This is a genomic window from Maridesulfovibrio sp., from assembly GCF_963677005.1.
Lineage (GTDB): Bacteria > Desulfobacterota > Desulfovibrionia > Desulfovibrionales > Desulfovibrionaceae > Maridesulfovibrio.
In genome coordinates, this window is the sequence record NZ_OY781616.1 from 2,838,290 (window position 1) to 2,854,785 (window position 16,496).

Consider the following 16,496-nt stretch of genomic DNA (forward strand, 5'->3'; position numbering starts at 1 on the left):
TCTTGCCAACTCTTTTCATGACAGATCCTCTCTTTGCTGATATTATTCCTATAAGTTCCGTTATCTCATCGTAAAACCGCCGGGGCCGGTCTCCCCGGCGGTGGACGGCGTCACGATACGCCAAAGCAGCAAAGAGGAAAGCCGCGCATGATCAATCTGACCGGCTACGAAAACATCAGTCTCATGCTGGAAGGGACAGACATCAGCCTCTGGCGCGCCGTGCGGGAGGATGACGGACATCCTGTGCTGATAAAATCACCCAGCTCGGACACCCCCTCCCCCAGAATTCTGGCCGGGCTTAAAAATGAATACTCCATCATGGAGGAAATCGGTTTTTCGGGAGTATTTCCGACTGTAACACTTTTCACCACCGACAATTCTCTCGCCCTGGTGCTGGAAGACCGGGGATACACGATGCTCGACACTCTGATCAGCGAGAACCGGATCGGCGTTGCGGACAGGGTTAAAATCGCATTGAATGCGGCGAAGGCGGTAAGCAAGATTCACTCAAAGGGATTTCTGCACAGGAACATTCAACCTTCAAGCATAGCGGTTGCCGATGATTTGAGTGACTCGCTTTTGCTCAACCTGCAGTACGGAATAAGAATTTCCGACAACTCTCATGGCCCAGCTACGGGAATTATACCGGATGAAAACCTGCCGTACATTTCCCCGGAGCAGACCGGAAGAATCAGAAACGGTCTGGATCGCCGTTCGGACTTTTACTCTCTGGGTGCAACTCTTTATGAACTGTTTACCGGGACCAGACCTTTCACATCCGCGGACCCGCTTGAACTGATCCACAGTCATCTGGCCAAAATGCCGCAGTCACCCGCTGTAATAAATCCAGAAATTCCGGAACCGGTTTCCGAAATTATTCTCAAGCTCATGGCCAAAAGTCCCGATGACCGTTACCAGTCGGACCACGGCATCATTCAGGACCTCAAAGCCTGCCTCAGGATACTTCGCGACCGGGATTCATACGACTTTTTTGCTGTCGGCAGCCAGGATATCTCCGACACATTCATGCTGCCCGAAAGACTTTTCGGGCGGACGGAAGAAACAAAACAGCTTCTCGCTGCATACAGCAGGGCCGCACTAGGCAGTTCTGAACTGGTGATTGTACGCGGTGAGCCGGGATGCGGCAAAACAGCCCTTATCAAATCTCTCAAGCGACACGTCCTGAAAGAAAGAGGCGAATATATACGCGGCAAATTCGACCAGTTCCGCGGAAATCGTCCATACAGCGCGATAGTCCGGGCATTCCAGAATCTGCTCCGTAAAAAACTGAACAGCCCCGCCCCGGTTATGGAGGCCTGGAAAAAACGCATTACCGGTGTGCTGGGAGCCAATGCAGGAGCCATAACGGATGTCATCCCCGAACTGGAACAGCTGATCGGCAAACAGCCGTTGCCTCCGGAACTGCCTTCCGCGGAGGACCGCAACAGGTTCAACAGGACGTTCAAGGATTTCATCAGGGTCTTTCCAAGCATGGAGACACCTCTGTTACTTTTTCTGGATGATCTGCAGTGGGCGGACACCTCTTCTCTGCAACTGATCAGAAAACTGCTTGATGACGAGGAAACATCCTACCTTATAATCGTGGGAGCATACCGCACCGGCCTGCCGCTCAATGAAAACATACTGACGGAACTGACCGGGCTTGAAGAACTTGACCCGAACGTTGAAACCATAACCCTTGAACGGCTGGGCCTGCGCCACGTGCAGGCATTCATATGCCGCACCCTGTGTGCCGATAAGGATCAGACAGATGGTCTTGCCAGACTCGTCTTCAACCGCACCGGAGGCAACCCGCTCTTTGTCCATGAATACATGCGCAATCTCCACCGGGGGGGCATGATCGAGTTCAACAAGCTGGAAAACAAATGGGAATGGGACCTGCAGGGCATACGGAACCTGTCCATGGACGGCAATATAGTGGAAATGATGATCGACAAGATCAAATCCCACCCTCCGGAAGGACAGGAAATCCTGAAAACGGCCGCATGTATCGGAGAGCTTTTTGATCTGGATACGCTCACCTCGGTTCTGGATACTCCTGAAGATGTAATCTCCGATTATCTTGCCATCGCCATCCGGGAAGGTCTGATTGTCCCCGAGGAAGACCGACTTATCACACACCCCATCCCCGGCAAAACAGAACCTCCGCGTTTTTTTTCATTCATGCACGACAGAGTGCAACAGGCGGCCTATTCCATGCTGGACAGCCGGGAAAAGACAGACCTGCACCTGAAAATAGGAAGAATCATGCTTAAAAGGTTCAAGGAATCATCCATGCCGGACGATGTCTTTGAAACAGCCGCACAGTTCAGTCTGTGCCTGCATGGAGTGACTTCAAAAGATGAGCAGGCGGATGTTGCACGCATATTTCTTCTCTCCGGCAGCAAGGCCATGCACAGTTCCGCCTTTGAACCTGCGGCCGAATATATTTCCACCGCTGTAAGGCTGTTTGGTGCAGATGGCTGGGAAAACAACTACCGGGATACATTCGACATGTATCTTGACTGGTTCGAATGTGTTTTCCTTGGCGGAGCCGCTAAACAGGCCGAAAAAATATTCCGTACAATCCTGGAGCATTCCGCCGCCAAGGAAGATCTGGCGAAGGCGAACATCGCCAAAATACAACTGTACTTCGATAAAAGCCGCTATCAGGAAGCAGTCGGCATCGGACTGGAAATGCTTGAGCTGTACGGGATCAGAATACCGTCCAAGCCCGGAAAAACTGATCTGGCTCTGGAACTGTTCAAAACCAGAATGTGCCTGCGCAAACGCTCGGCAGAATCAATCCTGAACATGCCGGAAATGAAAGACCGTGAAAAACGGCAGACCATGCGGCTTCTGATGTACACAGTTGCCCCGGCATTCATGTTCAACAAAAAACTGGTACTGTTCATTGTGCTCAGAATGGTCCGCCTTTCGCTCAGACATGGCAACGCCCCCTCCTCCGCCTATGGCTATATGTTTTATGCCATGTTCATTGCAGCAAGATTTTCTGATTTCAACCGATCCGGTAAATTTGCCGAACTGGCCGAAAAACTGAACAAACGATTCGACAATACCGAACTGGAAGCCAAGATAGCCATGCTTCGCGGTGCCATGCACGATCATTGGCTTGCTCCCCTGTCCTTGAGCATCAGTACACTTGAAAGCGCGTATCAGAGCGGACTGCGCCACGGAGACAATGCCTATGCCCGCTACTGCGCTTACTTTATTGTGTATTACAGATTCCTGCTTTGGGAATCCATAGACGATGTTTACAACTCCTCAATGAAATACTCGCCGTTTATACGCAAAAACAACAACTCCCTGGGCAACGGCGTACTAGACCTGGCCATACAGATGGGCAAAAGCCTGCAGGGCAGGACCTTCACCCCCGGCTACCTGGATGACGAGGGATTCAGGGAAGTCATGCTTATCAACATGTCCAGAAGCAGCGGTTCGGAAGTTACCGAACACTGGACCGGCATCTCCAAAATCATAACCCTCACCTTTTTCGGTTGTCACTCCAAGGCTCTGGAGTACATTGAACGTATGTACGACAGGGTTGAACAGACCATGTTCGGTATGTTCATCGTGCCGGTTTTCCATCTGTTCAGCATAATCAACATGGCCGAAGTCCACCGGGACTCTCCCCCGGACATCAGCAGAAAATACCTCGGCAGAATCGGCAAATCCGTGGACAGACTAGGACGATGGGAGAAGTCCTGCCCGGACAATTTCAGGCCTATGTACAGTCTGGCCAGGGCCGAACAATCCAGACTTAAGGGCGAAAACAGCAAAGCTCTGCGGTTTTATGAAGAGGCGATTCTAAGCGCCCAGAAAACAGGGGCAAACGGTTTTTCAGGTCTGGCCTGTGAACGCGCAGCCTACTTCCATTTTTCCATAGGAGGAAAAATATCCGGGCTGGCGCTGCTCTCCGAGGCATGCGGACACTACGGGAAATGGGGCGCAACGGCCAAAGTAAAGACTCTCCTGCGGGACAACAGACAGCTCCTGAATTCGCCGGGTCAGTTGTTGATGGAGAACCAGTTGCAGGACAAAATTCAGCAGCCCCATTCAGTTGATATTTCGGCAGTTATCAGGGCATCACAGGCCATTTCCGGCGAAATCGTACTGGACAGGCTGCTGGATAAACTGATCCGCATCGTTACGGAAAACGCCGGAGCGCAGAAAGCCTCTCTGCTGCTGATCAATAACAACAACCTCGAACTTGCAGCCCATGCTTTTGTCTCTGAAACAGGCATCACCACCATAATCAATCCTGATCAGGACAGGGAACTTTATTGCAAAAGCATAGTAAATTACGTCCTGCGCTCAAGGGACAACATTGTCCTGCGTGATGCCGGAGCTCAGGGACCGTTTACCATAGACAGTTACGTCATCCGCACAAGACCGAAATCCATACTGGCCATGCCCGTGCTCAACCAGCGCATTATGCGCGGAGTGCTGTACCTGGAAAACAATCTGACCTCCGGGGTATTTACCGAAGACCGGCTGCAAGTGCTGAATCTGCTTTGTTCACAGGCAGCCATAGCCATTCAGAACGCCCGGCTGTACTCCGAACTGCGCGAATCCGAGACTCAGCACCGGACCCTTCTGGAAAGCATCAACGTGGGTGCTTTTCGCGCGGAAGCTGTCCGGGAAGGCAGACTTGTGAAGGCTAACAGGGCTCTTTCAGAAATATTCGGATACCGGGACTGGACGGAATTCCGGAGAATCCCCCTGAGATCGTTTTTCATCGATCCGCAAATGCACGACAGGATACTAGAAGAACTGCTGGACGAAATGATTGTCCGGGACAGGGAAGTGAACATGCGCCGCAAGGACGGCACTCCCGTATGGATAAACATGACCGTAACGCTGCACCGAAACGGTAAAAACATGGAAAACTGCATCGAGGGAGTGCTGGAGGACATCACCGAAAAAAGAAAAGCGCGGGAACTGGAAAAGGAAAAGGTAGCCGCCGATGCGGCAAACAAGGCCAAGAGCGACTTTCTGGCCAGCATGAGCCACGAGATACGCACACCCATGAACGCCATTCTGGGCATGGCCGACATGCTCTGGGAATCCCGACTGAACAAGATTCAGCGTAATTACGTGAAAATTTTCAGGAACGCAGGGGAAAACCTGCTCCTGCTTATAAACGACATCCTTGACCTCTCTAAAATTGAAGCGGGCCAGATCAATCTCGAAGAAATAGATTTCAACATTGAAGAAATGTTCGAGGACATAGGCTCCATTTTCGGACTGCGTGCCCAGGCCAAAGAGATTGATTTCTGCTGGTACATTCATCCGGACGTACCGAGAATAATCACCGGGGACCCGACACGGATCAGGCAGATAATCGTAAACCTTGTGGGGAATGCTCTTAAATTCACCGAAAACGGAATCATAACCTTCGAAGCGTCAATTACATATGAAGGACTGCTGCGCGTTCTCATCACCGACTCCGGAATAGGTATACCGCAGGACAAGCTGCATTTCATATTCGAAACATTCTCCCAGGCGGACTCATCCACCACCCGCAACTTCGGCGGCACCGGGCTGGGGTTGTCTATCTGCACCCGCATGGTGGAAAGCATGCACGGAGGACTTTTTGTCAGCAGCGAAGAGGGAAAAGGGTCCACCTTCGCGTTCGTAATTCCGGTGGGATTCCCGGTTCAGCCGGAAATACCGCCGCCTCTCGCAGACACCATCATACTTGTGGTGGACAAAAACTCGGCCTGCAGGGAATTTCTCTGCCGGGGCCTTACTGATATCGGAGCGGAAACCGTCACAGCAGACAGTCTGGGCGAAATCTCGTCAAAGGCTGCGGAAATCTCCCTTTCCAGATTCGAGGAAAAGGTCATTATCATCGGTCACCCGGATTGGACGGATGACCGTTTCGCCATAGCCAGGACACTTAAGAACGGGCCTTGCAGGGACTGGAAACTTATCATAATCATGGATTCAAAACCGCAATCCAGAGAAACTTCCAGAGCAAGACAACTCGGAGCAGGCTGGATTCATCGGCCGGCACATCCGGCAGCGGTGGTGGATGACATAAAATTCTCCAACGCATACTGCATGCTCCCCGGAGAAACGGATGACGGACAGCCCTCGCAGACTGCCGCACACCACGCTAAACAGGATACAAAAGGCGAAATGACGGAACTGCACAAAACGAATTCCATCCTTCTGGTCGAAGACTCGGAAGACAACAGGATGGTTATTGATCTTTTCCTGCAAAAAACACCCTACACGATAACATATGCCGTAAACGGACAGGAAGGGGTTGAAGAATACATGAATGGAAACTTCGACATTGTTCTCATGGATATCCAGATGCCGGTTATGGACGGCTACGAAGCCACAAAGGCCATACGAGCATACGAAAGGGACAACGGACTGGCGCAGACCCCCATTCTGGCCCTGACCGCAAACGCCTTCCGCGAAGATGAGCAGAGATGTCTGGACTGCGGATGCACAGCCCACATGGGAAAACCGGTCAAAAAGAAGGAACTGCTCCGGTTTCTGGAAGATCTCCTCGGACCGGCCGAATAACCTCCTGTCACCAGCGGCGGGTAAGCACGGTCTTCCAACTATCCGGAATAAATTCCAGATATGAACTGCCGACTTCATCCATCGGGACCATAAAACCGGAAAGACTGATTGCGTAAGGCTTCATAAGCCTGAGCGGGTAGCCCTCAGCACTAAGCTGGAACCCCCCGGAACTGTCCAGAACGGTCAGCATCTCTGAAGGACTGCGGCCCACAAGCACGGCTTCCGGGAAAAAACCGGCCTGCGCAACCTGTTCCGGGAAAGCATCGAACAAGGTCCTGTTTATGAAAATGAAGTCCTCTTTCCAGAGGCTGCGGTTCACGCTCGGCAGTGTTTCATTGCTGATAAAATGCAGTCGGCGGTCTCCAAGAAAGCCATAGCTCTCAACCTTTTTTGCATCAGCCACAATCACGTTGCCCAGCCCCAGACGGCCCAGAACCTCGTTGGTGCGCTCGGCCACAATCTGATTGCGCTCCATACCTACAAGAGAAACCCCTGCAAAACCGTTTCTGCGGGCCTGCACACTCATGGCCAGCATAAGCACCCCGGTTCCCGAACCGATGTCCAGCCCGGTAAAAACGTCTCCTTCCAGCACCGGATCGGCTTCTGCAATGGCCTTGAAAATATGCGCGCTTTTAGGCAGATCAGCCAGCATGCACAGGGCAAACCCGTAAGACAGCAGTTCCCGGCGCAATGGAAGACAGTTCTCAAGCACGTCACTTCCGAGCCTGCGGTGCACAAAACGATCGAAAAGCAGAGAAACCTCTCCGAGGTCGAGAACATTTTCATGCGATCCGGGATAAACATAGGCGTGAAAGAACTTAACCAGGATGTTCATGAGCAGCGAACCGTCAAGCTCACTGCCCGGCCTGCCCGCCTCATCAATATCCTCGGCCAGAGAAGTCCTGCGGTATACAGTCTCCGCCAAAATATTCTCCGGCATGGCCGGACGCTGCAACAGCCTTAAACTGGCTTTCTTTATCATTTATATACCCGCCTTTATTCTTTCAACGTGCATAATATTCCGGAAAATTTACTTTTTATGCGGTATCTCTTAAGTGTGCAGGACTCCGAAAGTTGCAATCCGACCTGAAACATCCGGTCCGTCTGTGTATACAATACAGATATGCCCTGCCGAAAATTAATCAAACAGCCGCCGAAGAAAAAGCATACCTTTTTTTCCGATCCATTTCCACAAAAGCACACCCGCAATCCACATCCATGCAAAACTAGCTCTTGACCTTTGCGCCAATCCTGATACGGACAATCCAGCACTTGCGGTGAACGACCCTGAATATGAAATTCGCAACGCACGGCCGACCGAGCCGATGCGCGTCAGGATACTACAACAGTTCACCCGGCCCGATAAAAATCAAGATACAGGAAATATATCATGTCCCGGAATATAGATACCGCACTGAAAAAGGAAGTTGAACGCAGAAGAACCTTCGGCATCATCAGCCACCCTGACGCCGGTAAAACCACACTGACCGAAAAACTTCTCCTCTACGGGGGAGCAATCCAGATGGCGGGAACGGTCAAGTCCCGCAAGGCCAACCGCCATGCCACATCCGACTGGATGGCCATGGAGCAGGAGCGCGGAATCTCCGTAACCACCTCGGTTATGAAATTCAACTACCGCGACTACGAAATAAACCTGCTGGACACTCCCGGTCACCAGGACTTTTCCGAAGACACCTACCGGGTGCTCACCGCTGTGGACTCCGCGCTGATGGTCATCGACTGCGCCAAAGGGGTCGAAATGCAGACCAAGAAGCTCATGGAAGTCTGCCGCATGCGCGATACCCCGATCATCACCTTCATCAACAAGATGGACCGTGAAGGCATAGACCCCTTCGACCTGCTCCAGGATATCGAGGACACGCTCAAAATTGAATGCGCCCCCTTAAGCTGGCCCATCGGAATGGGTTCCGACTTCAAGGGAACATACAATATCCACAAAGGCGAACTGCACCTTTTTTCTGCCGTACACGGCGGAGGAATCCAGAAAGGCGAAGTCATCAAGGACCTGTCCAGCCCCCGGCTGGACGAACTTCTGGGAGATCAGGCCGACCAGTTGCGCGAAGAGCTGGAACTGCTTGAAGGAGCCGGATACCCCTTTGACAAGGAGCGCTACCTGGCAGGAAAACAGACCCCCGTCTTTTTCGGCAGTGCCATCAACAACTTCGGGGTGCAGGAAATGCTCGACTCGTTTGTGGAACTTGCTCCGCATCCCCGGCCTCGTGCAACAACCACCCGCGAAGTTTCTCCATTTGAAAATGAATTTTCCGCAGTAGCATTCAAAATCCAGGCAAACATGGACCCGGCACACCGGGACCGCATTGCCTTCATGCGCATCTGTTCCGGAAAATTCACCCGCGGCATGAAGGTAAGGCACCACCGCATCGGTAAGGAAGTTCAGATCGCCAATGCCACAATTTTCATGGCTCAGGACCGTACCGGCGTCGAGGAGGCTTTTCCCGGCGACATCATAGGGGTCCACAACCACGGAACAATAAAAATCGGCGACACCTTCACCTCGAAGGAAGAACTCAAATTTACCGGAATTCCGAACTTTGCCCCCGAACACTTCCGCAGGGTCATCCTCAAGGACCCGCTCAAGAGCAAACAGCTTAACAAGGGACTGCACCAACTGGCCGAAGAAGGTGCGGTGCAGCTCTTCAAGCCCCTCGGCAACAACGACAATATCCTCGGTGCAGTCGGGCTGCTCCAGTTCGATGTCATCATGTCCCGCCTTAAGAACGAGTATGGTGTCTCCGCACTATACGAACCGGTTGAATACCACACTGCCCGCTGGATAAGCAGTGAAGACAGCCGGGAACTTGACGGGATCAAAAAACGCTATCCCCGCTTTGTGGCTCTGGACGGAGATGAAAACCTGACCTTTCTCGCTCCCAGCCAGTGGCGTCTGCAGCAGGCTGAAGAAGAATGGCCTAAAATAACATTTCATAAAACCAGAGAACATCAGTAAACATCTCCACAGTCTTCTCGGAGACGAACTCCTGATAAAACTGTGCAACCGGCTTATTTCACACGACATAAGCCGGTTGTGCTGCTTTGTGGTCTGTTGCACATGAAAACAGAGAGGACGTTACGAGCAGACGGGGGGTTGACGAACTCCTGATAGCTTAATATCCAAAAGCAGGACAGTTACAACTTTACGGTACGGTCTCTCGAAATATAAATTTCCTGCGCCGCGGTTATTCTTCAAGGGCTGTGCCTTTTGTTGTACGGGTGAAAAGCCAGACCAGCATCCTGCCCGCCCGTGATTTTTCAGATTTATCTGAGACATCACGGGCCGGTAGGAAGGATTCGGCACGCATTGCGTCCGAATATTTTCAATTAATACCGGAACAGATTTCAATTTTTATGCAGATACCTGAAAAATATAAAAGAAAATTCAGTAAAGACGAAATAAACGAACTGCCCCTGCAGCAATATGACGGCCCCATCAGGCTGATTGACTCCGAAGAGGATGTTCCTGCGGCAATAGAGGAAATAAGCCGCTGTGGACTGCTGGGCTTCGATACCGAAACAAGGCCGGTTTTCAGGAAGGGAGTATCCTACCCTCCTTCACTCATACAGCTTGCCACAGACAGCTGCGTATACCTGCTGCATCTCAACCACATCCCCCTGTCGGAATGCATAAAAACGCTGCTTTCCTCAGCAGATATAATAAAAACCGGTGTGGCGGTCATAAACGATGTCAAAGAACTGCGGGAAGTTTCTTCTTTCGAAGGCAGAGGCTTTGTAGACCTCGGAGACCTTGCCAGATCACTTGAAATGCAGACCAACGGCCTGCGCAATCTGGCTGCCAACCTGCTTGGATTCCGCATATCCAAAGGGGTGCAGTGTTCAAACTGGGGACGCAAGGAATTGACCCCGCAGCAGATTACCTACGCGGCCACAGACGCATGGGTCAGCAGGGAGATATATCTCAAATTCAAGGAACTCGGCGTACTTTGACCTGCTGCCGGAACGTAATCCGGAACCCACCACCCGCAGATATAAAAGAGGACCCCATGAAAACCAGACTGATCCTGTTAGCAATTCTCGCTATTCTTTCAACCGCACAGCCTCTCTTTGCACAGCAGGACTGTCCCGCTGTTTTTTCGGAACGACTCGAAAAAATTTCAGGGATCAAGGCTGTGGAACAAAGTGATACGGGCTTCCTCGCCATACTGGACTCAGATAGCCGGACAACAAGCATAAAAATAATCTCGCAAATCAAGGCCTTAAGAAAAAAAGACTCCGGAAAATGCGATTTTTCAGGAACTTCGGTCTGTATGATGGATAAAGATTTCAACATGATCAAAGGCGGTATGGACTCCGGCCTGAAAAGAAAAGATATTGCCGGGCTCCTCTACAAATACGTATATGCACTGAACCCCGCTGAAGCCGAGGAAAACCTGAGAGGCTATGAAAAACTCTGCGAACTTGCACCGGCCAATGCCTACTATGCAGCCCGCAGGGAACACTACGGCAAGAGGGTCCGGCTTATAAAGGACCGAAGTGAATTCATAGCCGCATGCCAAAAAATGGCCCGTGCGGACAAAAAAATTCTGGACCTGAAAATAAACAGAGATTTCTACCTGTTCATCACCTCCACGGAAACCCCGCTGGCCACGGCCGAACAATTTCTCGAAAAAGTGGCAAAAACCACACCGAGACCGGACAAGAAAGTATGTGTGATCGCTTATAATTCCGATATGGATAAAAGGGAAAGCGCTTGTCCGGCAGAGTACTCCGCGGCTCTCGCAGGAATGGAGGAAGAACTGCTCATCAGCCATGTCCGCCATCTGCCCGGATACATGATCCTGAAGAACGTCAACGGCTATGCGGCACTGCAGAAACTCAACCCGACTTTTAAGTTCTACGCCCAGAAGCATGCTTTTTACTCGGCCAAAAGGGACGGCCTTGAAAAATTCGGCAACCTGAACACCGCGACAGGAAGCAGTCTCTTTACCCGGACATCATCCCGTGGGGACACCTTTTTTGCCACGGTAAACCCGGCTGCGATCAAAGGCCGCTCACAATCAGCCAATATGCAGCTGTACAAAACCCTCGCCGATTATTTCCAGCACTGCGGCAGCCCGCTTTCAAAATGTGTGCTCAAAGATCCTGCAGGAAACACTCTGGGAACAATTCACTGCGGAAAGAACGGCTGTTCCTTCAGGTAAAGCCGGGCAATACATCCTGCAGCTTCAGGTATACCTGTGGACTGACTGAATACGAGCATTTTGAAAAGCAACAGCTTAAACCTTTGAAGGTATTTTTAGCTGGTACTCGCAACTGTTCGGGTATATCTTTCTGCAGCCTGAAAAAATACGGAGGACCAAATGCCCACTACCATATTTGATCTCGGACTTTCAGTTGAAGCCGTTTCCCTTTTTCTGCTCATCGAGGGGCTGGAAGGAAACAGGATAGACCCGGACAAAAACTGCACAGCCAGACCCCAGCCCATTACTGTTGAAAGCTGCCTTGCCAAATGGAGTGGCGGCGAAGCGGACTTCAAGGCCGCACTTACCGAACTGACCGCTATCGGCGCACTTAAAAACGAGCATTCGCAACTGAGTATAACCAAAGCGGATACATGGAAAACAAAGCAGGTTTAGTTGACTCTTTCCCCCGAAATTCTCTGGAACGGGCTGGGATGGCCGCTTATACGGCTGATCCTGTTCATAAGCCTGGGACTGCTGGTAGGTAATATTGTTGAAGGATTGCGCTGGACAAGGGCCATGGGCCGTCTGGCTACTCCACTTATCCACGCAGGAAGACTCAAGGACATCAGCGGAGCGAGTTTCGCCATGGCCTTCTTTTCCGGAGTCGCGGCCAACTCCATGTTGTCCGAGGCATACGAAAAGGGGGATATCTCCGACCGGGAACTATTGATCTCCAACCTTTTCAACAGCCTGCCTACATACTTCCTGCACATGCCCACTGTTTTCTTCATCGCCGCCCCTTTCATCGGCAGCGTGGCCTTTGTTTATGTGGGACTGACCTTCATCGCGGCAATCCTACGCACCGGGGCCATTGTTCTCTGGGGCAGGATGACCCTGCCCCCGATAGAATGCTGCTCCGATGTGATGGGCAGGCTCAAGGAACAGGAACCGGGCTCATTTTCCGCAATCATCACAAAGGCTGTCAAAAGACTCAAAAAAAGACTGCCTCGCGTTGTATTCATCACAGTTCCCATCTATGTCGCTTTCTTCTTTCTGCGCCGCTACGGAGTGTTCACCGACTTCCAATCCTGGCTGAGCGGCCACCTGTCTTTCCTGTCCTGGCTCAATCCGCAGATCTTCGGGATAATCGCTTTCAGCCTTGCTGCTGAATTTACGGCCGGACTGGCCGCAGCAGGTTCACTGCTAAGCGCAGGCACACTTGAACCGCACAGCATCGTCCTTGCCCTGATGGCCGGTAATATCCTCTCGACTCCCATGCGGGCCCTGCGTCACCAGTTGCCTTATTACGCCGGCATATTCAGGGGAAAAATCGCCCTCAAACTAATCCTCTGCAACCAGCTGCTGCGCACGACAAGTCTGCTTCTTATCGGGATTGTGTATTACATTCTCACCTTTTAAACTCTGTCGCTGCCCGGTCGGGCCAACCTGTTTTGTTTTACTGGTTGTTTACTCCTTTTTGGGCTAATCTGCGCATAAGTAAACAATTTGATAGCGGAGAAATTCATGGCAGCCGACAACAGTTTGAAACGGATTCTGGACATCCCCCTTGAAATCAAGGTCGAGATGGGCCGCACCAAACTCCTGGTCAACGAAATAATACAGTTTGGACAGGGAACGGTTATCGAACTGCACAAACTGGCCGGAGAACCTCTGGACATGTACGTTGAGGGACGCCTCGTTGCGCGGGGTGAACTTGTTGTCATCAACGAAAATTTCGGATTCCGGGTCACGGAAATAATCAAGCCGGAGGACCGGATCAAAAGTCTGGGACTATAAGAACCGCTGCAGACTGAAGTTATCAGACCCCCGCATTACGGGGGTTTCTTTTTGGCAAGGAGCCGCACTTTCTAGGCCGGATGTTTCTGACAGGTTCAACACATACCTGATCATCGCTGCCGATGTCGTGCTATAGAAATTTTGCAGCACTGTAGAATTTGATGCCCCGGATTCTTTCTGGTAAACGCATTCTTCTTCGGCAGGCCGATTTCTTTTTCGAAACCGGTGCCGCATTTTAATCAGCTTAACTTCAAATTTATATACAACCGTCACGGAAAAGGCATACATGAGAAGTATGCAGGCCGTTGTTTGCAGCGCAGGAGGTTGCGTCAAAGTGTCATCCCTATCCGAATCATTTTCCCGAAAGCCGGTATTGTGGGCTGTGGGCATAATCTTTTTCACAACCTTCGCCAGAATATGGTTTCTGGCAACCGGGCAGCTCAATCTGGTACAGGACGAAGCCCAGTACTGGGACTGGACCCGGCACATGCAGTTGACCTATTATTCCAAAGGTCCGCTCATTGCCGTAATTATTTCAACGTTTACATCCATTTTCGGCAACACCGAATTCGGAGTGCGCTTCGGGTCCGTCGTAGGGTCATTCATAACCCAGTTTGTACTTTTCTTCGGCATGGCGAAGATGTGGAAAAAACCTGCGGCAGCAATCTGGACACTGATCATCTACAATTCCATGCCGGTCTTCCTTGCCCTCGGGATAATGATGACCACCGACAACCCGTTCATTCTCTGCTGGTCATGCGCTCTTTTTGCGCTGTATGATGCTTCCATCCCCTACCCTCCGGGCATAGACCGCGACTCCAATCAATCGCGAACCAGACCGTTTCTGCTGATTTCGTTCTTTCTGGCCCTGGGAATTCTTGCAAAATATACCATGCTCGGATTCATCGGCCTCTCAGTGATGTACGGTCTGCTGCTGATGCGCCGGGAAAAGCTTCCCAAAGGATTCTGGTTCAAACTTTTCGCGGCCCTCGCAGCCGGTGTTTTCCTTGGATTTCTACCGACCCTGATCTGGAATATACAAAACGGATTTGTCGGCTACAAACATGTCCTCTACCTGATCGGCGCATCCGGAAAGGAAGCTTCGCAACTGATCCGCTTTGACCGCTTTCTGCCCTTCCTCGGGGAGCAGATCGGAATGGCTTCACCGTGGTGGATGGTCTTCATGTTCATCGGCGGGATTACGGCCCTGCGCTTCATACTCGGCAGCAGGAATGACAACAGACTGGGGCTGAACAACAGGCAATCCGCACTGCTGGCGGTTTTTTTCCTGCCGGTCTGGGCGTTCTTCTTTGTCTGGAGTTTTCACGCCAAGGTTCTGGGCAACTGGGCGGTAATCTCTTATGTCGGCGGAGTCATGCTGGCAGGCATAGCCTTTGAACACTTCTGGACAGCACGGGGCAGGTTCCGTTCCCTGTGGGTCTTCCTCAGTGTCTTGATCTTCCTGATTCTGCATTTCCAGAATCTGGTGCCGTTGCCGGACAACCTGAATCCCACTCACAGACTCAAGGGCTGGACCGATCTGGGACAGCAGGTCGCGGAGCTGGAAAAAAGCCAGTTCAAGGATCCGGACAAAGTCTTTGTAATGAGCGAATTATACGACATGACCGCCGCTCTGGCTTTCTATGTACCCGGTCAGCCGCGTACCTACTGCGCATGGATAGACCGGCGCATGAACCAGTACGACCTCTGGCCCGGCCCAGTAGACAAAACAGGCTGGGACTGCGTGTACGTGCTCAAGAACTTCAAGGGAGAACCGGACCGGGAGTTGGTAAAGATGTTCAAGCGCATAAGCCCGCCAATACACATCCAGACCACCTTCCGCGGAAAACCGGCCCGCAAGTTCACAATCTATCTGTGTTACGGTTACAACGGATACTGGCCCAAAGACCACAAACTTCGTTTTTAAGACATCCATAATAAACACGGCGTTCTCATCCATTACCGGATAAGAATGCCGTGTTTTCCTTTCACGGTTCATCAAAAATCCATTTTTTTTAATTTTTTTTCTGCACCGCCCTTGCAGTCCGTACCGGCTTTCGGGGTGGTGCGGGCCTATTTTCATTATGATTCCACATAATTTGATGCTTGTTGTAGTATTGTGGCAGAAAGTTGTGCGCAGGGATGTCATTCTTTGACATTTTTTGACAAATAATGTCATAAGGAGTACATCGTAGTGTAATTTTGAAAAATCAGGACAAGTCTTTGACTCCCTCGCCTACACTCTACACGGTGCGTGAGATCGCTGACACGCTGAGAATCCATCCCAGAACCGCCTACCGGCTGATTCAGGAGGGACGGATTCGAGGTATCAAGGTCGGCAGCCAGTGGCGTGTTCCGGAAAGTTCGTTGCTGGAATACATAGAAAACGGACTCACGGTACCGAAGAAGAAAAAGTCTGGAGATGACAAGAAAGGCCCTGAACAACTGAAACTGCCCATTTGAGAAACATCGGTGGACAAAATCATGAAAAAGAAGGCTGCCCTGCGTAGGGTGACTCTGGAAAATGATTTCGGAGGAGCAATTTCCTTTACCGGGAAATTGGAAAATGAATCCCTGCATTTCAATGAAAATACAGGAGAACTTGTCTCGGAAAAAATCTACAGCACAGAGCAGGGAAGAACCGGCTACAGCGTAGTTAACGGAGACGGCATCAAGAGGGAAAGAAGGGCCTACCTGCTGGAAGATCAGGGTGAAGTCTGCATGGTTTCAAACGGCTCCATCCTGCTTGGGCTGGAAACTGAAAACATGCTTACTTTCTTTGCTCAGGCACTGGCGGAAGAGGCGGAACTCTACTCCGAAGATGAAATGGAGACCCTCCAGAAACATCTGGACGCGGTAAACGAATAATTTTCTTTTTACACGAAGTACAAAGCGTCGGTACACAAGAAGGCCCCGAGATTCTTCCGAATCTCGGGGCTTTTGCATGTCTTGCAG

General features: G+C 51.2%; 10 protein-coding genes and 1 pseudogene. 10 read left to right on the forward strand and 1 reads right to left on the reverse strand.

The features are described from left to right. The first annotated feature begins 147 nt into the window (after positions 1-147). A complete protein-coding gene (locus tag ACKU4E_RS12585; protein WP_320171425.1) occupies positions 148-6,564 on the forward strand; it encodes an AAA family ATPase in 6,417 nt (2,138 codons plus the stop codon). 7 nt (positions 6,565-6,571) lie between these two features. Here ACKU4E_RS12585 and ACKU4E_RS12590 read toward each other — a convergent pair whose 3' ends face one another. Next, the gene (locus ACKU4E_RS12590) at positions 6,572-7,546 is read right to left on the reverse strand and encodes a hypothetical protein (protein ID WP_320171426.1); all 975 of its coding nucleotides are present in this window, start codon (positions 7,544-7,546) and stop codon (positions 6,572-6,574) included. A 420-nt stretch (positions 7,547-7,966) separates the two neighbouring features. Between ACKU4E_RS12590 and ACKU4E_RS12595 the strand changes: the two genes are divergently transcribed. The 9 genes and pseudogenes from ACKU4E_RS12595 (at position 7,967) to ACKU4E_RS12635 (ending at position 16,409) form a co-directional block, all read left to right on the forward strand. Continuing rightward, positions 7,967-9,553, forward strand: coding sequence for a peptide chain release factor 3 (locus ACKU4E_RS12595; RefSeq protein ID WP_320172638.1), 1,587 nt, complete (start codon positions 7,967-7,969; stop codon positions 9,551-9,553). A gap of 398 nt (positions 9,554-9,951) precedes the next feature. Further along, positions 9,952-10,548, forward strand: coding sequence for a 3'-5' exonuclease (locus ACKU4E_RS12600; RefSeq protein WP_320171427.1), 597 nt, complete (start codon positions 9,952-9,954; stop codon positions 10,546-10,548). Between the two features lie 56 nt (positions 10,549-10,604). Next, positions 10,605-11,762 (forward strand): hypothetical protein, encoded by a 1,158-nt coding sequence (locus ACKU4E_RS12605; protein WP_320171428.1) that lies wholly within the window; start codon positions 10,605-10,607, stop codon positions 11,760-11,762. Positions 11,763-11,921: 159 nt separating this feature from the next. Continuing rightward, the gene (locus ACKU4E_RS12610; protein WP_320171429.1) at positions 11,922-12,197 is read left to right on the forward strand and encodes a hypothetical protein; all 276 of its coding nucleotides are present in this window, start codon (positions 11,922-11,924) and stop codon (positions 12,195-12,197) included. Continuing rightward, positions 12,198-13,163, forward strand: coding sequence for a hypothetical protein (locus tag ACKU4E_RS12615; RefSeq protein WP_320171430.1), 966 nt, complete (start codon positions 12,198-12,200; stop codon positions 13,161-13,163). 132 nt (positions 13,164-13,295) lie between these two features. Beyond that, positions 13,296-13,541, forward strand: a pseudogene (gene fliN / locus ACKU4E_RS12620) (flagellar motor switch protein FliN); the annotation flags it as partial. A 334-nt stretch (positions 13,542-13,875) separates the two neighbouring features. Continuing rightward, positions 13,876-15,468, forward strand: coding sequence for a glycosyltransferase family 39 protein (locus ACKU4E_RS12625; RefSeq protein WP_320171431.1), 1,593 nt, complete (start codon positions 13,876-13,878; stop codon positions 15,466-15,468). A 275-nt stretch (positions 15,469-15,743) separates the two neighbouring features. After that, the gene (locus ACKU4E_RS12630; RefSeq protein ID WP_320171432.1) at positions 15,744-16,004 is read left to right on the forward strand and encodes a helix-turn-helix domain-containing protein; all 261 of its coding nucleotides are present in this window, start codon (positions 15,744-15,746) and stop codon (positions 16,002-16,004) included. Positions 16,005-16,025: 21 nt separating this feature from the next. Beyond that, positions 16,026-16,409 carry a hypothetical protein gene (locus tag ACKU4E_RS12635; protein WP_320171433.1) on the forward strand — a complete coding sequence of 128 codons (384 nt, stop codon included), beginning with the start codon at positions 16,026-16,028 and terminating at the stop codon, positions 16,407-16,409. Positions 16,410-16,496 lie beyond the last annotated feature (87 nt).